Source organism: Sphingopyxis granuli, assembly GCF_001559015.1.
In the GTDB taxonomy this organism is placed as follows: domain Bacteria; phylum Pseudomonadota; class Alphaproteobacteria; order Sphingomonadales; family Sphingomonadaceae; genus Sphingopyxis; species Sphingopyxis granuli.
This window is the reverse complement of the sequence record NZ_CP012199.1, coordinates 4,254,351-4,273,667: the sequence shown is the minus strand read 5'-3', so window position 1 is coordinate 4,273,667 and position 19,317 is coordinate 4,254,351. Positions and strand designations below refer to the sequence as shown.

The following is a 19,317-nucleotide window of genomic DNA, read 5'->3' as shown; positions in this document are numbered from 1 at the left end:
ACGCCGGCTTGGGATCCCGTTTACCGATTGGTATCAATTGGCGGCTATCGTCGTTCCACGCAGCCCGCCGGCACCCGGCCGGGGGCGGGGGTTCGCTTCGGGGACGATGGATGGACAGCATGGGGGGGGCACGGATCGCGGTCGACCGGACCGGCGTCATATCCGTCGACTCCATCGAAGATCAGCTCCGCGACATGCGTCGCGAACGCGACGCGCTGCGCCGCGAGAACCGCATCTTGAAGATCGCCGTCGCCGAACTCGAACGCGTGTCGGAACGCGACACGCTGACCCCGCTGTTCAACCGCCGCTATTTCCTGACCGCGATCCACCAGCGCATCGCCCGCTTCGAGCGCCATGCGGAGAGCGCGGCGATCGTCTTCGCCGACCTCAACCAGCTCAAGCGGATCAACGACAGCCTCGGCCACGCCGCGGGCGATTTCGCGCTGCTCGAGGTGGCGAAGCGGATGCAGGAATCGATCCGATCGACCGACGTCGCGGCGCGGATCGGCGGCGACGAGTTCGGGCTGATCCTCGACCAGTCGAGCGAGGCCGGCGCGCGCGCGCAGGTCGAACGGCTGCAGCATGTGCTGGCGGCGACGCCCGCCGTCTACGATGGGCATGCGATCACCCTGTCGGCCTGTTTCGGGGTCGCGATGCTGCGGACCGGGATGACCGAATCGGACATACTGGCCGCCGCCGACCGCGACATGTACAGCTGCAAGCTGGCGCTCGGCAGCGCCATGGGACACCGCTGACCCGTCTTGCGGGGCTGCCGCCTCAATCACCTGTTAACCAAAAGCGCGCATGATCCGCCCGAGGGGGAGGGGATGCGTCATGCACGGCCATAGCGACCCGGTTCATCACATCCAGCGCCGGATCACCGGCCAGATCGGCGCGCTCGCCGACGCGCTGCCGCATTGCGCGCTGTCGCAGTTCGTCGAAGGCGTCGACGATATCCGGCGCCTTGCGCGCGACCATGGTTTCGCGATGGTCGAAACGCTGGCGAGCCGGCTCGAATCGGCGGTGGCGGCGGGCGGCTTCCAGGCCGCGATCCGCACCTATCTCGACGCGATGAGCGACGCCGCCGGCGCGCCGCCGGGACCGCTTCCCGCCGCGGCGCAGGAGGCGTGGCTCGCCTCGGTGGCGACCCGGCTCGGGCATTGACGCCGCGCCGCTGACGCCGCACATCGCCTGTCATGGATGCCATCATGCTCGCCCTCGTCGCGGTGGCGCTCGCCAATGCCGACGGGCGCGCGGGGCGTTTCCTGTCGGACCTGCTGGCCCTGCGCGCCGACCGGCGCCGCACCGTCGCCATCGCTTTCGGAGCCTTCGGCGCCAACGCGCTGATCGCCGCGGTCGCGGGGAGCATCGCCAACCGCATGATCGGACAGGGCGTCGTCGCGCTGCTGCTGGCCCTTGCCCTGCTGACCGCAGCGGGCGCGCTCGTCTGGCGCGGCGCGGCGGCATCTCCGGCGGAGCGCGAGGCGGAACTGCCGGCGCCGCTGCTGGCGGCGCAGCTGTTGCTGGTCCAGTTCGGCGATCGCAGCCACGTCCTGATCGGCGCGCTCGCGGCGACGAGCGGCGCGGGCGTCTGGGCCGCTGCGGGCGGCTTCATCGGCTGGGTGCTGGCGCTGTTGCCCGTGCTGGCTTTCGGTCCCGGGCTCACCGCGCATCGCGCCGCATCGGTCATCCGCTGGGGCGCCGCCGCGATCCTGCTGCTGTGGGGCGTGCGCGCGGCGATGACCGCCTTCGGCTTGTAGGTTTCGCCCGTTTTTCCGTCGGTCATCGAATTTTTCGATGACAGCGGCCGAGAGGTTCCATGGGAACTTTTGACCGGCTTCGGCTATATGAAGGAAAAGCAAACGAAAGGACGATATATGCCCCAGAAGAACCAGCCCGCGATCGCCGACGCGCTCAATGCGCTGCTCGCCGACAGCTTTGCCCTCTATCTCAAGACCAAGAATTATCACTGGCACGTCCAGGGCCCGCATTTCCGCAGCCTGCACCTGCTGTTCGACGAACAGGCGGCCCAGATCCTGGCGACCACCGACCTGATCGCGGAGCGGGTACGCAAGAATGGCGCCACGACGCTCCGTTCGATCGGCGATATCGGGCGGCACCAGTCGATCAAGGACGACGACAAGGCCGGGGTCGACGCCGACACGATGGTCCGCACCCTCGCCAAGGACAATGAGACGCTGCTCGAACGGCTCCACGAAGCCAAGGACGCGGCGGAGGCCGATGGCGACATCGCGACCAGCGGGCTTGTCGACGGCTGGGCCGACGAGACGCAGCAGCGCATCTGGTTCCTCAAGGCGACCGAGGGCTATTGAGCCCCGGGGGCGCCCCTCTTCTTCGTGGTGCGAGCGCGGCAATCTCCGGTTCCGGCGGGGCCGGACGATGGCTGGAGATTGCTTCGCTTCGCCCGCAATGACGATTCGGGCTGAGGGCGGCCCCGTTAGAGTCTGATCGTCTTGGCTTGCAAGGCCACGTGCTCCCCCGAAGGCGGGAGCCCGGAGCTTCGAAGAGCCAAGGTCGGCGCCATGTCGCTCTGGGTCCCCGCCTGCGCGGGGACACGGCGTGGTTCATCCAATATGATCGCGCTGCTAAAGCCGCTCCGCCTGCACCACCGTGTCCGAGGCGCGCAGCGCCGACAGGATGCGCATCACATGATGGACGTCGCGCACCTCGACGACGACGTCATAGGTGTGAAAGCCGCCCTCGCGGTTCGACAGCCGCAGATTGGTGATGTTCGCCGAATTGGCGGCGAGGATGCCCGACATTTCGGCGAGCGTCCCCGGCTCGTTCATGATGACGACGCACAGCCGCGCGTTGCCGCCCTCGCTATTCTCCTGCCAGCGCAGGTCGATCCAGTCGGCGTCGATCCCGTCGGCGAGGCTGGGGCAGTCGATGACATGCACCTCGATCCCCTCGCCGGGCCGCGCAAGGCCGACGATGCGGTCGCCGGGAACCGGATGGCAGCAGGCGGCGAGCTTGTAGGCGACCCCCGGCGTCAGCCCCGCGATCGACACGGCGGCGCCCTGCCGCAGCTTGCCGGGCTTGGTCTTCATCTCGGCGGTGATGCCGGGTACCAGCGCCTCCATGACGGCATTGTCCGATAGCTGGCGCTTGCCGATCGCGACATAGAGCGCGGTGTCGTCGTCGAGCTTCAGCCGCTCGACCGCGGCGGCGCGCGCCTTGTCGCCGATGCGGCCGGGCAGGCGCTGGACGATCTCCTCGTAGATCTTGCGCCCCAGCGCCGCGAGCTCGACGCGCTCCTTCGACCGCACATGGCGGCGGATCGCCGCACGCGCCTTGCCGGTGACGGCGAAGCCCAGCCACGCGGGCTGCGGCGTCTGCTTGTCCGACGTCAGGATTTCGACCGTGTCGCCGTTGACGAGCTGGGTGCGCAGCGGGACGAGGCGGCCGTTGACCTTGGCCCCCACCGTCCGGTCGCCGAGCCCGGTGTGGACCGCATAGGCGAAATCGACCGGCGTCGCGCCCTTGGGAAGCTGGAACAGGCTGCCCTTCGGCGTGAAGGCGAAGATGCGGTCCTGATACATGGCGATGCGGGTGTTTTCGAGGAACTCGTCCGGATCGTGCGTCTGTTCGAGGATTTCGAGCAGGTCGCGAATCCAGCCCGCCTGCCCGTCGGGGCCGCTGCCGCCCTGCTTGTAGGCCCAGTGCGCCGCAAGGCCATATTCGGACTGCTGGTGCATTTCGCGGCTGCGGATCTGGATTTCGATCCGCATGTTCTGCTGGTGCATGATCGTCGTGTGCAGCGACTTGTAGCCGTTGCGCTTCGGCGTCGAGATATAGTCTTTGAAGCGGCCGGGGACCATTTTCCACTTGCGGTGGAAGAGGCCGAGCGCGGCATAGCAGTCGGCGTCGGTCGGGGTGATGACGCGAAAGGCGATGATATCGGTCACCTGTTCGAAGCTGACGTGGCGTTCCTGCATCTTGCGCCAGATCGAATAGGGATGCTTCTCGCGCCCCGACACGTCGGCCTCTATGCCGTTCTTCGCGAGCAGCTCCTTGAATTCGCGGCTGATCGCGGCGACCTTGTCCTTGCCGCCGGCGGTCAGCTTGGCGAGGCGGCCGGTGATCGTCGCATAGGCCTCCGGCTCCAGCTCGCGGAAAGCGAGAAGCTGCATCTCGCGCATATATTCGTACATGCCGATCCGCTCGGCGAGCGGGGCATAGATGTCCATCGTCTCCCGGGCGATGCGGCGGCGCTTCTCGGGTTTCTGGATGAAATGCAGCGTGCGCATATTGTGCAGCCGGTCGGCCAGCTTGACCAGCAGCACGCGGATATCATCCGACATGGCGAGCAGGAACTTGCGCAGATTCTCGGCCGCGCGCTCATTCTCGGTCTGCGCCTCGATCTTGCTGAGCTTGGTGACGCCGTCGACCAGGCGCGTCACGTCGGGACCGAACAGCCGCTCGATCTCTTCGGGGGTGGTCAGCGTATCCTCGAGCGTGTCGTGGAGCAGCGCGGTGACGATCGTCTCGCTGTCGAGATGCAGGTCGGTCAATATGCCCGCGACCTCGACCGGATGGCTGAAATAGGGATCGCCCGACGCGCGCTTCTGGCTGCCGTGCTTCTGGACGGTGAAGACATAGGCGCGGTTGAGCAGCGCCTCGTCGACGTCGGGATCGTAGGCGCGCACGCGTTCGACAAGTTCATATTGCCTGAGCATTGCCGTCAATGTCGTGCAAGCGCCGTCAATTGCAATGCGAAAATGCGTCGCGGCGTTCGAACGGGGTATCGGCCGGGCGGCGGCGCGCGCCATAAACTTTTGGCGTTGGCACGGATAATGCGTTAGTGCCGAGTCATGGGAAAAAGTGCTGGGTCCATGGAAAAGCTGCGCGAACCGTTGAACGATCTGGTCGGGGGGCAGTGCGCGTTGCCGCTGGCGCTCGAGGCGATGGGCGAGAGATGGTCGTTCATGATCCTGCGCGCCGCCTTCAACGGCGTGCATCATTTCGAGGAATTCCAGCACGAGCTGAACATCGCGCGCAACATATTGTCGAACCGGCTGTCGCGGCTGGTCGACCATGGCATCATGGCGCGCGAGGTGATGGCCGAGGATCGCCGCAAGGTCCGCTACGAGCTTACCGAAAAGGGGCTGGAACTGCTGCCCGCGATGATCGCGCTGCGGCAATGGGGCGAGAAATGGGGCGCCGGCGTGCCTTCGACCCCGGTGCTCGTCGACGTGCGCGACGAACAGCCGATCGGCCCGGTGACGATCACCGCGCACGACGGCAGGCCGCTGGGGTACAAGGAGCTGCTGTGGAAGCATCGGTCCGAACTGCAGCCGCTCGGCCAGGCGCGGGTGCGGGCCGACGCGCGCGTCGATCCGGTCGCGGCCGAATGAGCCGCGCACGCGCCGCCCGCTGATCGTCCGGACGCCGCCTCTCTCATGCCGCTGTTCGGACTGACCTCGCCGGGGCCCTTTTTCGGCAACAAGATTCGCGCCTTCTGGAACCTCCAGATCCTGGGCTGGCTCGCCTGGTTCGGGCTGCGCGCGATGTCGGGGTTCGCGGGCGGGCAGACCTTCGATTTCCTCGTCCTCGTCGTCGTTTCGGCGGTCACGGGCTTTTCGCTGACGCTGCTGCTGTCGGTCTGCTATCGCGCGCTGATCAATCGCCGCACCATCCTGGTGTGGGGGGCGTGCTTCGGGGTGCTGGCGATCGCGACCGCGATCTGGGCCTTCATCGACGCCTGGTTCCTCCAGATACTGAAACCCGACAGCGACACGAGCTTCACCGGCCTGCTGCTGGTCGCCATCTATATCGACGCGACGACGCTGGCCGCCTGGTCGGCGCTTTATTTCGCGATCAACTATTTCCTCCAGCTCGAGGAGCAGAGCGACCGCGTGCTGCGGCTGGAGGCGCAGGCGGCGTCGGCGCAGCTCGCGATGCTGCGCTATCAGCTCAATCCGCATTTCCTGTTCAACACGTTGAACAGCATTTCGACGCTGGTGCTGCTCAAGCAGTCCGAACCGGCGAATGCGATGCTGTCGCGCCTGTCGGCCTTCCTGCGCTACACGCTCGCCAACGAACCGACGGCGCAGGTGACGCTGGCGCAGGAGATCGAGACGCTGAAGCTCTATCTCGATATCGAGAAGATGCGCTTCGAGGACCGGCTGCGCCCGCATTTCCACATCGATCCCGGCGTCGCGCGGGCGCGATTGCCCTCGCTGCTGCTCCAGCCGCTGATCGAGAATGCGATCAAATATGCGGTGACGCCGCAGGAAGAGGGCGCCGATATCACCATTTCCGCACAGCTTGCCGGTCAAAAGGTTCGGATTACCGTGTCCGACACCGGCGCGGGATTGTCAGCCGACGGCGCGAACCCCACGACGGGCATTGCAACGGAATCGACGGGCGTGGGTTTAGCGAACATCAGGGACCGGCTGGCCCAGGCGTTCGGCGACCAGCACAGGTTCGATGCGCAGTCGGGCGATGACGGCGGTTTCACGGTGACGATCGAGTTTCCGTTTCAGCCCGACGGACAGGCAAGGATTGGAACCGAAGCGACATGACGATCAGAACCATCCTGGTGGATGATGAAAAACTGGCGACCCAGGGCCTGCAACTCAGGCTCGAAGCGCACCCGGATGTCGAGGTTGTCGACACCGCCCTGAACGGCCGCGAGGCCATCCGAAAGATCAAGACCCACAAGCCCGACCTCGTCTTCCTCGACATCCAGATGCCGGGGTTCGACGGCTTTTCGGTGATCCAGGGGCTGATGGAGGTCGAACCGCCGCTGGTGGTGTTCGTCACCGCCTATTCGGACCATGCGATCCGCGCCTTCGAGGCGCAGGCGGTCGACTATCTGGTCAAGCCGGTCGAACCCGAACGGCTCGCCGACGCGCTCGACCGCGTCCGCCAGCGGCTGACCGAAAAGCGCGGCGCCGCCGAGGTCGAACGGCTGAAGACCGTGCTCGCCGAGGTCGCGCCCGAAGCGGTGGAGGAATTCGAGGGCGAGACGGCGGCCGAAGCGCCCGCCGCCGACCGCTATGAAAAGATGATCAACATCAAGGATCGCGGCCAGATTTTCCGCGTCGACGTCGACAGCATCGAGCGGATCGATGCCGCGGGCGATTACATGTGCATCTATACCGCCGACAACAGCCTGATCCTGCGCGAGACGATGAAGGATCTGGAAAAGCGGCTCGACCCGCGGAATTTCCAGCGCGTGCATCGCTCGACGATCGTCAACCTCAGCCAGGTCAAGCAGGTCAGGCCGCATACCAACGGCGAATGCTTCCTGATCCTGGGGTCGGGCGCGCAGGTGAAGGTCAGCCGCAGCTATCGCGACGTCGTGGCGCGGTTCGTGCATTGAGGACGGCGTCGCCCCGGTGAAAGCTGGGGCCGCTGTCGTCGTGATCCACCGTCAGCGATCCCGGCATTCGCCGGGATGACGCTTATAGTTGATGCCCCGTCCGGTCGCGCTTGGTCGCGAGATAATGTTCGTTGTGCGGATTGGTCGGGAGCGCAAGCGGGATGCGTTCGACCACCTCGACGCCTTCCTTTTCCAGCCGCGCGACCTTTTCGGGATTGTTGGTCATCAGTCGGATGCGCGCGATTCCCAACAGGTCGAGCATCCGCCCGGCGATCGCGAAGTCGCGCGCCTCGACCGGGAAGCCGAGCCGCAGGTTGGCGTCGACCGTGTCGTAGCCCTGATCCTGCAACGCATAGGCGCGCAGCTTGTTGACGAGGCCGATGCCGCGCCCTTCCTGCCTGAGGTAGAGCAGCACCCCCCACGGCGCGTCGGCCATCGCGTGGAGCGCGGCGTGAAGCTGCGGCCCGCAATCGCATTTGAGGCTGCCGAGCACGTCGCCGGTCAGGCATTCGCTGTGCAGGCGGACGACCGGCGGGTTGGCGTCGCGCCGGCCGATGACGAGCGCGACATGGTCCGACGCCTCCTCGGGGCTGCGGAAGGCAACGATCTCGGCGGTCTCGCTCGCCGCGACGGGCAGGCGCGCGCGCGCGGCGATCGCGAGACGCGCGGGGTCGAGCAGCGCGGCGACGTCGCCGTCGGTGCATTCGGCCTCGACGCCGCCGGCGGCCGGACGCACGAAGAAGGCGGGAAGCAGGCCGGCGTGGCGCGCCATCGTCATCGCCGCGGCGGCGGCCGCTTCGCCGCCGGTGGCGACGGTGCGGAACGGCCCCTTGAGCGGGTGCGCGAGGTCGAGCGCGGGATCGGCGACGGCGAGCGCGGCGGCGACGCTGTTGCCCGCGCCGGCGAGCCGCACCGGCCCCGGCGTCGCGGCCGCGCGCTGGTTGGTGAGCTTGAGCGTCACCGCGCGCTCGCCCGACAGCAGCATGTCGGCACCGCCGAATTCGGCGAGCGCCGCATCGGAAGCGCTTTCGACCGCGAGCAGGTCGAGCGCCCCGTCGGCGGCGCCGACGCGCAGCGGCCAGCCGCGGCGCAGCGCGTCGATCGCGCGCGCGGCGCGGCGCGCGCCCGCGGCGGCGGCGTCGCTCAAAAGGCGAACTCCGTGATCAGCGGAATATGGTCCGACGGCCGCTCCCAGCTTCGCGCCGGCTGGACGACGCGGTGCGCCTGCGCGCGGTCGCCGAGGTCGGGCGTCACCCACATATGGTCGAGCCGGCGGCCGCGGTTCGACGCCGCCCAGTCCTTCGCGCGGTAGCTCCACCAGGTGTAGAGCGGGGTCGGGGCGGCGATGAAGCGGCGGCCGAGATCGACCCAGTCCGACGCCGCCTGCAGCCGCGCCAGCGTCTCGACCTCGATCGGGGTGTGGCTGACCACGTCGAGCAGCGCCTTGTGGTTCCACACGTCGCTTTCGAGCGGCGCGACGTTGAAATCGCCGGTGAGCACGGTCGGCTGGTCGAGCGCGCCCGCCCAGTCGGTCATGCGGCCGAGGAAGTCGAGCTTTTGCCCGAACTTGGGGTTGAGCGTCCGGTCGGGAATGTCGCCGCCCGCGGGAATGTAGACATTGTCGACCCGCACGCCCGACGGCAGCGTCACGCCGACGTGCCGTGCCTCGCCATTCGCCTGCCAGTCATATTTGCGCACGTCGGTCAGCGGCAGCCGGCTGACGATCGCGACGCCGTGGTGCATGCGCTGGCCGTTGGTGACGATGTGGGTGTAGCCGAGCCGGTGGAACATGTCGGCGGGGAAGAGGCCGCATTCGACCTTGGTTTCCTGAAGGCAGAGGACATCGGGCGCCTCTTCGTGCAGCAGCTTCTCGACGATGCCGATGCGGGCGCGGACGCTGTTGATGTTCCAGGAGGCGATGCTTGTCATGCGGCGGCTCTATCGGGGGCGGATGCGGTTCGCAATGCCGGGCAGCCCGAAGAAGAGCGAGAGCCATGGCCCGGAAAAACATAAACCCCCGTCCCAGGGGCGGTGGGACGGGGGCTCAAGGTCAGCGTTCGTCACGCTCTTGAAAGAAGGTGCCGGGCCATCCGGATGGGGCAACAGGGGGAAACCCAAAACCGGGAGCCGTGTTGGCGCCTTCGAGGGTTGGAATAGCCGCTTTTCCCTGTCGCCAAGCTGAACGAAACGGCGCCCTGCCAGCCTGTGCCTTCCGTTCGTCGGCGCCAGAACGCCGCTCGTCGAACATCGGCCCGCCTTCCCGTGGGGAAAGCGGGCCGGTGCCGCGCGACGATGGGCAGATGGGGGCGGGATGGACCGGAAAGAGTGCGCGTCAGCGGCCGCCGCGCTTCTTCGGGCGCGGGTCGGTCCAGCGGAAGGCCGAATCGGCCACCGCGACGTTGAACTTCTGGTTGCTGAGGTCGATGCGGGTGCGGTTGTTCTGCGAATCGAGCGCGACCCAGCCGCGCAGGCGCAGCCCCGCCGGCGCCGCCGCGTCACGGATGAACACCATCGTGATCGTGCCATATTCGGGGCGCTTCGGATCGTGGACCTCGACGCTCAGCACGTCGCTGCTGTCGGTCGGCAGCACCTTCGCATATTTCGACAGGTCGCGGTCGGGGTCGAGCAGCGCGCCGAGCGGCGAATTCTTCACCGGCCAGCGCTGTACCTGCTTCACCTCGTAATCGATCATCGTCAGCGCGCTGCCGTCGCCGACGATCAGCATCGGCACGCCCTTCTGATACTGGAAGCGGATCTTGCCGGGGCGCTTGAGGGTCAGCGCGCCGGACAGCCGCTGGCCGTTGCGGTCGGTCTGCACGAAATCGGCGGTCATCGAGCTGGTCGACTTGAGGTGCGCCTGCACCGCCGCCAGCGTGCTCGACGCCTGCGCAATCGCCGGGGCGCCGGCGGCAAGGCCGACGACCGCCGCGGGCGCGAGCGTCCAGGCGGCAAGGCGGGTCAGGCGGCGGCGGAAGGTCTGTTCGGTCATCGGGCTCTCGTCATTGTGGAATCGGTCTGTGAATCGGGTCGTTATCTGGACGCAAGGCCTTGAACCGGCCCTGAACCCCGCGTCCAGCCTTCCAGCCGTCATTGCGAGGAGCGTAGCGACGAAGCAATCTCCTGCCGTCGTCCGGCCTTGCCGATCGCTGGAGATTGCTTCGTCGCCTGCGGCTCCTCGCAATGACGCGGGGGTATTCGTTCAAATCGCGGGCGGGCGCTTCGGTTCCGTGTTCCGCTATCGCGGCTGGCCATATTGATCGGTCAGCACGTCGCGCCGCCCGACATGGTTGGGCGGGCTCACCAGCCCTTCCTCCTCCATCCGCTCGATCAGCCGCGCCGCGCTGTTGTAGCCGATGCGCAATTGCCGTTGCAGCCAGCTCGTCGAGGCCTTCTGGCTCTCGGCGACGATCTGGCACGCCTTCGCATACATGCGGTCCTCGGCGCTGTCGCCGCCCGCCGGGGCGCCCTCCATCGCGAAGCCGCCGTCCTCGGGCTCCTCGGTGACGCTCTCGACATAGTCGGGCGCACCCTGGCCGCGCCAGTGATCGGCGACCGCGCGCACCTCGTCGTCGGAGACGAAGGGGCCGTGGATGCGGGTGATCTGCTTGCCGCCGGGGACGTAGAGCATGTCGCCCTTGCCAAGCAATTGCTCGGCGCCGCCCTCGCCCAGGATGGTGCGGCTGTCGATCTTCGAGGTGACGTTGAAGCTGATGCGCGTCGGCAGGTTCGCCTTGATGACGCCGGTGATGACGTCGACCGACGGACGCTGCGTCGCGAGGATCAGGTGGATGCCCGCCGCGCGCGCCTTTTGCGCGAGGCGCTGGATCAGGAACTCGACCTCCTTGCCCGCGGTCATCATCAGGTCGGCGAGTTCGTCCACCACCACGACGATCTGCGGCAGCGGCTGATAGTCGAGCGTCTCCTCCTCATAGACCGGCTGGCCGGTGTCGGGATCGTAGCCGGTCTGGACGCGGCGCCCGAGCGACTTGCCCTTGGCGAGCGCGGCGCGGACCTTGTCGTTGTAGCCCGCGAGGTTGCGGACCGACAGCGACGACATCATCCGATAGCGGTCCTCCATCTGCTCGACCGCCCATTTGAGCGCGCGGATCGCCTTCTTGGGCTCGGTGACGACGGGCGCGAGCAGGTGCGGGATGCCGTCATAGACGCTGAGTTCCAGCATCTTCGGGTCGATCATGATCAGCTTCACCTGATCGGGGCCGAGCCGATAGAGCAGCGACAGGATCATCGCGTTCAGCCCGACCGACTTGCCCGAGCCGGTGGTGCCGGCGATCAGCAGGTGCGGCATCGGCGCGAGGTCGGCGATCACCGGGTCGCCGCTGATGTTCTTGCCGAGGATGATCGGCAGCGATCCCGTCTGCTCCTGAAACAGCGCGCTGCCGATCATCTCCGACAGCACGACCGATTCGCGGTGCGCGTTGGGCAGTTCGATGCCGATCACGGTTCGCCCGGGGATCGGCGCGATGCGCGCCGACAGCGCCGACATGTTGCGCGCGATGTCGTCGGCAAGGTTCGACACGCGGCTCGCCTTGGTGCCCGGCGCCGGCTCCAGCTCGTACATGGTGACGACGGGGCCGGGGCGGACCGCGGTGATCACGCCCTTGACCTGAAAATCCTCGAGCACCGATTCGAGCAGGCGCGCATTGCGTTCGAGCCCCGCCTTGTCGACCTGGCCGGTCGGGCCTTCGGGCGCCGGGGCGAGCAGGTCGAGCGAGGGGAGCTGGTAATGGGTGAACAGCTCGGTCTGCGGCTTGGGCTTGGGCTTCGACGGCGCCGAGCGCTGCGCGGGATCGGCGATCTCGGGCGGCGCGCGGTCGCTCGGTTCGGCGCGCGGACGCGGGCGGATGACGCGCTCGACGAGGTTCGGTGCCTTCGCCTCGGGCTCCTTCAGCCGCGCAGGTTCGAGGACGCGGGCGCCCTCAGGCGCGGGCAGGCGGAAGCGCTGGTGCCAACCCTTTTCGAGCCGCAGCGCACGCCACGCGAGCCACAGGCCGAGCAGGACGAGCAGCAGGATGGTGCCGAAGCGGATCAGCGCCGCCGCCGGCTCGCCCGCCTGATCGAACAGCGGCGCGACGGCGCCGCCGACGATCAGTGCGAGCAGCCCGCCCCAGCCGGCGGGAAGCGCCGCGCCCGAAGCGGGCGCCCACAGCTCGATCCCCAGCCCGACGAGCAGCACGCCCGCGAAGCCATAGGCGAGCTGGCGCGGCCAATAGGGCTGCGGCTCGCCGATCCACAGCCGCCACGCGATCAGCCCGAACAGCGGGACGAGCAGCGCGATCGGCGCGCCGCCGACCGACAGGCCGAGGTCGGCGAACCAGGCGCCGGTGCTGCCCATCCAGTTGGCGGCGTGGCCACCCGCGGCGGTGTTGAGCGCCGCATCGGTGCTGTCGTAGGTGAGGAGGGCGAGCGCGAGGAACAGGGTGAACAGCGCGAGCGCCGCGGCGGCGGCGATCACCAGCGATCGCGCGATGCTCTGCTTGAAAAGGGTGCGCCAATCGGCCTTTGCGGCGACGGGCTTGCGGCTGGCCATGCTGGTTTCGGTCCCCATCAGAGTGAATTCCGGCGATATGCGCATGCGCCGGACTCGCCGTCAAGCAGCCCACGGCGAGGTGCGCGGGGTCGCGGCACGGATCGAGCGAATGGCGGACCGCATCGGGAACGCTATGCCGCGCGGATCATGCAGGACAGCGAAAAATCGGCGCGCGGTGCGGCGTGGCGCGGAATCGGGGACTGTCGCCGGGCGCGCGGCGGATATCTGCGGGCTCTGGATGGACAAATCCCGCGATCTTCGAACCGGCTGCTTTGGGGTGGGGACTTGTCCTTCACCTCCCTGAAACGAGTTGGCACATATGTCCTTCAGGCAAGTAAGGAGCCGTTCCCCGGCGAAAGCCGGGGTCCAGATGGCATGGCGCCGCCCCGCATGGACCCCGGCTTTCGCCGGGGAACAGTGACTTGTCGAAAAGGAATGATTGCCAGACAAGTTCCGGGTGACGAAAGATCAGATGACGCCTTCGGTCGGCACCAGCTTATCGAATGTGTCCCCTGCTACCCAGAGTTTGTGCTGTTCAGACCGAACCCATCGTCGGCCTTCGGGGCGCGAAAGGCGATCTTCGTGTGCGCCCGCTTCCCAATCGCGCCGTTGCGGTCTAGGGCAAAGACATGAGCGAACCCCTGCGCAGCGATGTCCTGATCTCGGGCGGCGGCCTCGTCGGCCAGGCCCTTGCCCTCGCCCTCGCCCATCACGGCCTGTCGTCGCAGATCGTCGATCCCGCCGACCCGGTCGCGACGATCGCGCCGGGCTTCGACGGGCGCGCCTCGGCGATCGCGAGCGCGGTGTGGCAGATGTTCGGGGTGATCGGCGTCGCCGACCGGCTGGCGGCGCACGGCTGCCCGATCCGCGCGATCAAGGTCAGCGACGGCGGGCAGGCGGGCGAACTCGATTTCGTCGCCGCCGAGGACGCCCCCGCGCTCGGCACGATGGTCGAGAATCGCCAGCTTCGCCTCGCGCTCGCGGCGGCGCTCGCCGATGCGCCGCTGGTGCGGCTGTTCATGCCGGCGAAGGTCGTCGACCGCGCGGTCGACGCGCACGGCGTGACGCTGACGCTCGCCGACGGCACGCGGCTGACGGCGCCGCTGCTGATCGTCGCCGAGGGACGCCGCTCGCCGACGCGCGACGCGGCGGGCTTCACCATCGCCAATTGGTCCTATCATCATCACGCGATGATCGGCGCGGTCGCGCACTCGAAACCGCACGACCGGGTCGCGCACGAGATATTCTTTCCCTCGGGTCCGTTCGCGCTTCTGCCGCTCGTCGACGACGAGCAGGGCCGCCATCGCTCGGCCTTCGTGTGGACCGTGTCCGAAAAGGACGGCCCCGCCTTCGCGAAACTGGGTGATCGCGGCTTCCTCGCCGAGCTGGGCAAGCGCGCCGGCGGCATCCTCGGCGACATGGAACTGGTCGCGCCGCGCATGACCTATCCGCTCGGCTTCCACCACAGCGCGCGGATCGTCGCCGACCGCATCGCGCTGGTCGGCGACGCCGCGCACGGCATCCACCCGATCGCGGGACAGGGGCTCAACCTGGGGCTGCGCGACGTTGCGGCGCTGACCGAGGTGCTGGTCGAGGGTGCGCGGATCGGGCTCGACCTCGGCGATGCGGCGCTGCTCGCGCGCTACCAGCGCTGGCGCGGTCTCGACAATCTGATGGTCAGCCTCGCGACCGACGGGCTGACCCGTCTGTTCGGTATCCCCGGCCGCCCCGCCTCGCTCGTCCGCCGCGCGGGGCTGGGCGCGGTGCAGCGCATGCCGCTGCTCAAGCGCTTCTTCATGGACGAGGCGCGCGGCGAGGCGGGCGACCTGCCGCGCCTGCTCGCGGGGGCGGAGATCTAGGGTCCTGACCCTAGTCCGGGCGGAAGCCGGACAGGATGACTTCGCTCGACATGACCGGGTCACCCGGTTCTACGTATTGTCCCCTAGCCGCGCGGCAGGCCGTGATTCAGCATGATGTCCTATCCCGCCGTAACGCAGTCGTTACCGGGAGGGGCGCATGTCGGCGAAGAGCGAGGCGATCGAACGGGCGGCGGAGGCGCTGATCGCGGCGCGCACCGAGGGGGAGGCCGCGCCCGGACCGCAGACCCGCGCCGGGGTCGACCGCGCCTTTGCCCGGTTGATGACGCTTGCGGCGCCGCGCATCCGCTATTTCATCCGCGCCCATGGCCTTTCCGACGTCGCCGAGGATGCCGAACAGGCGTGCGCGATCGCGCTGCACTGCGCCATCGGGCGCTACGATCCGCGGCGCGCGCGCTTCGCCACCTATATGGCGTGGCCGATCCGCGCCGAGTTGCAGGCGCTGCGCCAGCGACTGCGCGGAGGCCAGCGCGGCGGGTCGGCACGAGCGGGCGTCCCGCTCTCGCTCGATGCACTGGCGGGGGAGGGGGCCGACGGCTGGCTCGCCGACCCGCAGGCCGAAGCGGCGACCGAACGGGCGGCAGCCGACCGCCTCGCCAATGCCGCCGCCGACCGCCTCGTCGCGGCGTGGTCCGCGCGGCGGCGGCTGGCGCCCGGTGCGCGGGGCTCGCACCGGACCGACGCCCGCCTCGCCGCCGAGGAGGCGCTCGTCCGCCGTCATCTCCTGCCTGTCGAGGCGGGGCCGCGGCTTTGCGAAAGCGACCGCCACATCGTGCGCCGCGCGCTCGCCGACATCGCGCGCCACGCGGCGGCGGGCTGAGCCGCTAGAGTGCCGGTTTTGATTCAATCAAAACCGTCACTCCAGATTGTTTTTTTTGCGTTTTCCGAGTCGTCAGGCGGTTCCGCCTGACTTGAAAACACTTTATTGCAGCGTCGCGCGGCCGTCGTCGCTGTCGAAGCGGCCGAAGAATTGCATGAACTGGATGACCAGTTCGGCGCGCGCGCCGACCGGCGTCACCTCGAGCAGCGCCTGCTTCGCCGCGGCGTCGAAGGGGGCGACCTGCGCGATGCCGTTGACCAGCGTCGCATCGTCGAGCTGGCTGACCGAATCCCAGTCGACGACATAGCCCTGGCGCTGCGCGAAGCGCTTCGCCTCACGCTCGAGGCTGGCGCGTTCGACGCTGGACAGCACCGCCTCCTCCTCGCCTTCGGCTTCGATCTCGGCCTCGACCTGGCGAAAGGGGGTGGTGACGTCGAGCTCGCGGCGGATGCGAAAGCGCGCGACGCCCTCGAGGACGAGGTTGAAGCGCCCCTCGTCGAGCGCTTCGACATCGACGATGCGGCCGACGCAGCCGATGTCGTAGAGCGCGGGGGGTTCGCGATCCTCCTCGCCCGGGATCTGGCGCGGCTGGATCATCCCGATCTGCCGGTCGCGCGCCAGCACCTCCTGCACCATCGCCTTGTAGCGCGGCTCGAAGATGTGGAGCGGCAGGTGCAGCCCCGGGAACAGCACCGCACCGGGCAGCGGAAAGATCGCGATCCGCTGGATGGTGAGGGGCGCGGTTTCGTCCATGCCCGGCCTAACCGAAGAGGATCAGCGACAGGCGGCGGCGCTGCGCCGCGACCCAGGCGTCTTCGAGCCCGACCGCCTCGAACAGCGACAGCAGCTTCGCGCGCGCCGCGCCGTCGTTCCATTCGCGGTCGGCGGCGATGATGTGGAGCAGATTGTCGGCGGCCGCGTCGCGCTGTCCGGCGCCGATCTGCGCCACTGCGAGGTCGAAGCGCGCCTGATGGTCGGCGGGGTCGGCGGCGACCGCGGCTTCGCGCGCCCCGAGTTCGCCCGTGTCGGGCGCATCGGCGGCGAGCGCCAGCGCGCTGCGCGCCTGCGCGATCGCGGGATCGCCGGCGATTTCGGCGGGCAGCGCGTCGAGCACGCCCTGCGCGCCCTCGCGGTCGCCCGCGAGCAGCATGGCGCGGATCAGCCCGCCGTGCGCGGCGGCGTTGTCGGGCGCGATCTCGACGATCTGGCCGAAGATGCCGACGGCGCGCTGGCCGTCGCCTTCGGCAAGCACGGCTTCGCCCATTTCGAGCAGCGGCGCGATCTCGACCGCGCGGGCGCCCGCCTCGCTTTCGATCGGAAGCTGCGCGAGGAGCTGGTCGAGCATCGCCTTGAGCTGGCTCTCGCTGCGCGCATTGGTCAGGTTGGCGACCGGCTGGCCCTGGAAGATCGCATAGACGGTGGGGATCGACTGGACCTGGAACTGGCTGGCGATGAAGCGGTTCGCGTCGACGTCGACCTTCGCCAGCACGACGCCCTTGTCGGCATAGTCGGCGGCGACCTTTTCGAGCACGGGGGCGAGCTGCTTGCACGGCCCGCACCATTCGGCCCAGAAATCGAGGATGACGAGCTTGCTCATCGAGGGATCGACGACGTCGCGGCGGAAGGCTTCGACGGCTTCCTTGTCCTGCGCATTGAGACCGAGCGTGGCCACGGATGATTGCTCCTGCTTGTGTCGTTCTGCCGGGCCCGGCGCGGCTGTTGCAGCGCCGGGCCGGACTGTGTCGATCCGCTTATGTGGGAATTGAAGGCGGCTTGCCAACCCTTGCGCGAAAAAGCGCAAACAGGGCTTGCCGACTCTCCGAGCCGATGCTAATCGCGCGCCTCACCCGCTGGCACCACCCGGTCGCCAGCCGCCAGAGCGGGCGTAGCTCAGGGGTAGAGCACAACCTTGCCAAGGTTGGGGTCGAGGGTTCGAATCCCTTCGCCCGCTCCAGTTTTCCGACAGATCAGAATCGAACCGGCGCCCGATGCGGCGCCGTGCTGCGCGCTGTGGTATGCGATCGTCACGGCCCTTGCTGCTGTGGCCGTCGCACCTTCGTGAAGGTCCGCGCCGACAATTTTCGCCGGTCGCGAAAGGAAAATTCGCGCTCGTGGCTCTTATGGTCTCAAGACGATAGAATCCCGGGGAGAGGGAGAAAAGCCCACGACCAAGGGCGTGAAGTTCGAGCGGCGACGCCGCATGGCCGCGTGGGTGACCGAGCACGTCATTCCCCACGAAGCGGCCGTGCGCGCGTGGCTGGCCCGCACGCGCGCGTCCCAGGAGGATATCGACGAATTGATCCAGGAATCCTATTCGCGGCTGGCGGCCTTGGAGAGCGTCGATCATATCGATCGCCCCGATGCCTATTTCTTCTCGATCGCCCGCAATCTTCTCGTCCGCCGTCTGCGGCGCGCCCGGGTCGTGCCGATCGAGGCGATCGCCGAGATCGACGCCTTTCAGGACGACATGCGCCCGTCGCCCGAGCGCGAGGCGGGAAGCCGGATCGACTATCGGCGCCTGCTGGCGCTGATCGACGCCTTGCCCGAACGCCGCCGCCGGATCGTCCGGATGCGCAAGCTGGAAGGCTGGTCGCAGCGCGAGATCGCGGCCGCGCTCGGCATCAGCGAAAGCATCGTCGAGAATGAGATTTATCAGGGCGTGCGGGCGGTCCAGCGCGCGTGGCGCGACGGCGAAGCGCTGAGCGCGGCGCGCCTCGCCGCTTTCGAGGGCGGGGAGCGGCCGCGATGACCGGGCGGCGAGCCAGCGACATCGATGCCGATGCCGCGCGCTATGTCGCGCGGATGGACGGCGACGACTGGTCCGATGCGCAGGAGCGGGACCTCGAACGCTGGCTGGCGCGCGATCCCAGGCATGCCGGCGCGTTGCTGCGCGCTCAGGCCGCCTGGATGACGCTCGACCGGCCGTTCCCGGCGCAATCGGCGGTGCGCGAGGATGCGGGCGTCCGGGCGGGATGGAGCCGGCGGCGCGTGCTGGCGGGCGGCGGCGCGGCGGTCGCCGCGGCGGTCGGCGGGGGCGTGCTGCTGTTCGGCGGCACCAGCTATGCGACCGCGGTGGGCGAAATCCGGCGCGTGCCGCTGGCCGACGGATCGATCGCCGCGATCAACACCGCCAGCGCCATCGACGTCAGTCTCGATGACGCGGCGCGCAACGTGCGGATCGAGCGGGGCGAAGCCTGGTTCCAGGTCGCGCGCGACAAGCGGCGCCCCTTCGTCGTCGCGGCGGGCCGCGCGCGCATCCGCGCGGTCGGCACGGCCTTTTCGGTGCGCCGCCGCGCGGGCGGCGCCGACGTGCTCGTCACCGAAGGCGTGGTCGAGGTCTGGGCCGAGGGCGCGGAGGGCCATCGCGTCCGATTGAAGGCCGGGTCGCGCGGTTTCGTCGCGGACGATGCCGCGATCGAACAGGCCCCGGCCGCACCGTCCGCGATCGACCGTGCGCTTGCATGGCGCAACGGCAAGGTCGATCTCGCCGGCGACCGGCTCGACAGCGCGGTGGCCGAGTTCAACCGTTACAACCGCCGCCAGCTGGTCGTCGCCGATCCCGTCGTCGCGGCGGAGCGGTTCGACGGCGTGTTCCGCACCGACGATCCCGAAGGGTTCGCGCAGGCGGTCGAGGTCAGCCTGGGGGTGCCCGTCGACCTGTCCGATCCCGCGCAGATCCGCATCGGCCGGCCCGGTCTTTGAAGAATCGGCGCGCCGGAAA

Annotated in this window: 18 protein-coding genes and 1 tRNA gene; 12 read left to right on the top strand and 7 right to left on the bottom strand. The window is 68.5% G+C overall.

Going from position 1 to position 19,317, the window contains the following annotated elements; all coding sequences use genetic code 11:
* Positions 1 to 110 precede the first annotated feature (110 nt).
* The 4 genes from SGRAN_RS19625 (at position 111) to SGRAN_RS19610 (ending at position 2,333) form a co-directional block, all read left to right on the top strand.
* Positions 111 to 755 (top strand): GGDEF domain-containing protein, encoded by a 645-nt coding sequence (locus SGRAN_RS19625; RefSeq protein WP_067111400.1) that lies wholly within the window; start codon positions 111 to 113, stop codon positions 753 to 755.
* A 79-nt stretch (positions 756 to 834) separates the two neighbouring features.
* Entirely contained in the window at positions 835 to 1,164 is a 330-nt protein-coding gene (locus SGRAN_RS19620) for a hypothetical protein (RefSeq protein WP_067186337.1), read from the top strand.
* A 44-nt stretch (positions 1,165 to 1,208) separates the two neighbouring features.
* On the top strand, positions 1,209 to 1,760 hold the full coding sequence (locus SGRAN_RS19615) for a hypothetical protein (protein WP_237233586.1): 552 nt from the start codon (positions 1,209 to 1,211) through the stop codon (positions 1,758 to 1,760).
* A gap of 117 nt (positions 1,761 to 1,877) precedes the next feature.
* On the top strand, positions 1,878 to 2,333 hold the full coding sequence (locus SGRAN_RS19610; RefSeq protein WP_082737484.1) for a Dps family protein: 456 nt from the start codon (positions 1,878 to 1,880) through the stop codon (positions 2,331 to 2,333).
* 273 nt (positions 2,334 to 2,606) lie between these two features.
* Here SGRAN_RS19610 and SGRAN_RS19605 read toward each other — a convergent pair whose 3' ends face one another.
* On the bottom strand, positions 2,607 to 4,700 hold the full coding sequence (locus tag SGRAN_RS19605; RefSeq protein WP_067186334.1) for a RelA/SpoT family protein: 2,094 nt from the start codon (positions 4,698 to 4,700) through the stop codon (positions 2,607 to 2,609).
* A gap of 156 nt (positions 4,701 to 4,856) precedes the next feature.
* Between SGRAN_RS19605 and SGRAN_RS19600 the strand changes: the two genes are divergently transcribed.
* Genes SGRAN_RS19600 through SGRAN_RS19590 form a run of 3 tightly spaced genes read left to right on the top strand, consistent with a single transcriptional unit; the run spans position 4,857 to position 7,351 of the window.
* Positions 4,857 to 5,378 (top strand): winged helix-turn-helix transcriptional regulator, encoded by a 522-nt coding sequence (locus SGRAN_RS19600; protein ID WP_067111391.1) that lies wholly within the window; start codon positions 4,857 to 4,859, stop codon positions 5,376 to 5,378.
* A 45-nt stretch (positions 5,379 to 5,423) separates the two neighbouring features.
* Entirely contained in the window at positions 5,424 to 6,548 is a 1,125-nt protein-coding gene (locus SGRAN_RS19595) for a sensor histidine kinase (protein WP_067186332.1), read from the top strand.
* A complete protein-coding gene (locus SGRAN_RS19590) occupies positions 6,545 to 7,351 on the top strand; it encodes a LytR/AlgR family response regulator transcription factor (protein WP_067111386.1) in 807 nt (268 codons plus the stop codon). Before SGRAN_RS19595 ends, SGRAN_RS19590 begins: the two co-directional genes overlap by 4 nt.
* 82 nt (positions 7,352 to 7,433) lie before the next feature.
* Here the strand turns inward: SGRAN_RS19590 and ribA are convergent, their stop codons facing one another.
* The 4 genes from ribA to SGRAN_RS19570 all read right to left on the bottom strand — a co-directional run bounded on the left by ribA (position 7,434) and on the right by SGRAN_RS19570 (position 12,899).
* The gene (gene ribA / locus SGRAN_RS19585; RefSeq protein ID WP_067186330.1) at positions 7,434 to 8,498 is read right to left on the bottom strand and encodes a GTP cyclohydrolase II; all 1,065 of its coding nucleotides are present in this window, start codon (positions 8,496 to 8,498) and stop codon (positions 7,434 to 7,436) included.
* Positions 8,495 to 9,280, bottom strand: coding sequence for an exodeoxyribonuclease III (locus SGRAN_RS19580; protein ID WP_067186328.1), 786 nt, complete (start codon positions 9,278 to 9,280; stop codon positions 8,495 to 8,497). Before SGRAN_RS19580 ends, ribA begins: the two co-directional genes overlap by 4 nt.
* Before the next feature lie 403 nt (positions 9,281 to 9,683).
* A complete protein-coding gene (locus tag SGRAN_RS19575; RefSeq protein WP_067186326.1) occupies positions 9,684 to 10,340 on the bottom strand; it encodes a LolA family protein in 657 nt (218 codons plus the stop codon).
* A 246-nt stretch (positions 10,341 to 10,586) separates the two neighbouring features.
* Positions 10,587 to 12,899, bottom strand: a complete 2,313-nt coding sequence (locus SGRAN_RS19570) for an FtsK/SpoIIIE family DNA translocase (protein WP_067113321.1) — start codon at positions 12,897 to 12,899, stop codon at positions 10,587 to 10,589.
* 629 nt (positions 12,900 to 13,528) lie between these two features.
* On the opposite strand from SGRAN_RS19570, the gene SGRAN_RS19565 reads away from it, so the two are divergent.
* Together SGRAN_RS19565 and SGRAN_RS19560 are read left to right on the top strand one after the other, a co-directional pair.
* Positions 13,529 to 14,758 carry a UbiH/UbiF/VisC/COQ6 family ubiquinone biosynthesis hydroxylase gene (locus tag SGRAN_RS19565; RefSeq protein ID WP_067186324.1) on the top strand — a complete coding sequence of 410 codons (1,230 nt, stop codon included), beginning with the start codon at positions 13,529 to 13,531 and terminating at the stop codon, positions 14,756 to 14,758.
* A 157-nt stretch (positions 14,759 to 14,915) separates the two neighbouring features.
* On the top strand, positions 14,916 to 15,596 hold the full coding sequence (locus SGRAN_RS19560) for an RNA polymerase subunit sigma-70 (RefSeq protein WP_067186322.1): 681 nt from the start codon (positions 14,916 to 14,918) through the stop codon (positions 15,594 to 15,596).
* Positions 15,597 to 15,698: 102 nt separating this feature from the next.
* On the opposite strand, the gene SGRAN_RS19555 is transcribed toward SGRAN_RS19560, so the two are convergent.
* A complete protein-coding gene (locus SGRAN_RS19555; RefSeq protein ID WP_067113306.1) occupies positions 15,699 to 16,349 on the bottom strand; it encodes an LON peptidase substrate-binding domain-containing protein in 651 nt (216 codons plus the stop codon).
* Between the two features lie 7 nt (positions 16,350 to 16,356).
* Positions 16,357 to 17,268: a tetratricopeptide repeat protein gene (locus SGRAN_RS19550; RefSeq protein ID WP_067186321.1), complete on the bottom strand. Its 912-nt coding sequence runs from the start codon at positions 17,266 to 17,268 to the stop codon at positions 16,357 to 16,359.
* 207 nt (positions 17,269 to 17,475) lie between these two features.
* Here SGRAN_RS19550 and SGRAN_RS19545 point away from each other — a divergent pair.
* The 3 genes from SGRAN_RS19545 (at position 17,476) to SGRAN_RS19535 (ending at position 19,298) form a co-directional block, all read left to right on the top strand.
* A tRNA-Gly gene (locus SGRAN_RS19545) sits at positions 17,476 to 17,550 on the top strand.
* 246 nt (positions 17,551 to 17,796) lie between these two features.
* Entirely contained in the window at positions 17,797 to 18,345 is a 549-nt protein-coding gene (locus SGRAN_RS19540) for an RNA polymerase sigma factor (protein ID WP_067186320.1), read from the top strand.
* Entirely contained in the window at positions 18,342 to 19,298 is a 957-nt protein-coding gene (locus SGRAN_RS19535) for a FecR family protein (RefSeq protein WP_067186319.1), read from the top strand. Before SGRAN_RS19540 ends, SGRAN_RS19535 begins: the two co-directional genes overlap by 4 nt.
* Positions 19,299 to 19,317: the final 19 nt, after the last annotated feature.

What these genes read in the sequence shown, in the direction of transcription:
- SGRAN_RS19620 (WP_067186337.1), top strand. Translation starts at nt 835, where the DNA reads ATGCACGGCCATAGCGACCCGGTTCATCACATCCAGCGCCGGATCACC.
- SGRAN_RS19610 (WP_082737484.1), top strand. Translation starts at nt 1,878, where the DNA reads ATGCCCCAGAAGAACCAGCCCGCGATCGCCGACGCGCTCAATGCGCTG.
- SGRAN_RS19560 (WP_067186322.1), top strand. Translation starts at nt 14,916, where the DNA reads ATGTCGGCGAAGAGCGAGGCGATCGAACGGGCGGCGGAGGCGCTGATC.
- SGRAN_RS19565 (WP_067186324.1), top strand. Translation starts at nt 13,529, where the DNA reads ATGAGCGAACCCCTGCGCAGCGATGTCCTGATCTCGGGCGGCGGCCTC.
- SGRAN_RS19595 (WP_067186332.1), top strand. Translation starts at nt 5,424, where the DNA reads ATGCCGCTGTTCGGACTGACCTCGCCGGGGCCCTTTTTCGGCAACAAG.
- SGRAN_RS19570 (WP_067113321.1), bottom strand. Translation starts at nt 12,899, where the DNA reads ATGGCCAGCCGCAAGCCCGTCGCCGCAAAGGCCGATTGGCGCACCCTT.
- SGRAN_RS19605 (WP_067186334.1), bottom strand. Translation starts at nt 4,700, where the DNA reads ATGCTCAGGCAATATGAACTTGTCGAACGCGTGCGCGCCTACGATCCC.
- SGRAN_RS19600 (WP_067111391.1), top strand. Translation starts at nt 4,857, where the DNA reads ATGGAAAAGCTGCGCGAACCGTTGAACGATCTGGTCGGGGGGCAGTGC.
- SGRAN_RS19555 (WP_067113306.1), bottom strand. Translation starts at nt 16,349, where the DNA reads ATGGACGAAACCGCGCCCCTCACCATCCAGCGGATCGCGATCTTTCCG.
- SGRAN_RS19535 (WP_067186319.1), top strand. Translation starts at nt 18,342, where the DNA reads ATGACCGGGCGGCGAGCCAGCGACATCGATGCCGATGCCGCGCGCTAT.
- SGRAN_RS19590 (WP_067111386.1), top strand. Translation starts at nt 6,545, where the DNA reads ATGACGATCAGAACCATCCTGGTGGATGATGAAAAACTGGCGACCCAG.
- SGRAN_RS19625 (WP_067111400.1), top strand. Translation starts at nt 111, where the DNA reads ATGGACAGCATGGGGGGGGCACGGATCGCGGTCGACCGGACCGGCGTC.
- SGRAN_RS19540 (WP_067186320.1), top strand. Translation starts at nt 17,797, where the DNA reads ATGGCCGCGTGGGTGACCGAGCACGTCATTCCCCACGAAGCGGCCGTG.
- SGRAN_RS19615 (WP_237233586.1), top strand. Translation starts at nt 1,209, where the DNA reads ATGCTCGCCCTCGTCGCGGTGGCGCTCGCCAATGCCGACGGGCGCGCG.
- SGRAN_RS19575 (WP_067186326.1), bottom strand. Translation starts at nt 10,340, where the DNA reads ATGACCGAACAGACCTTCCGCCGCCGCCTGACCCGCCTTGCCGCCTGG.
- SGRAN_RS19580 (WP_067186328.1), bottom strand. Translation starts at nt 9,280, where the DNA reads ATGACAAGCATCGCCTCCTGGAACATCAACAGCGTCCGCGCCCGCATC.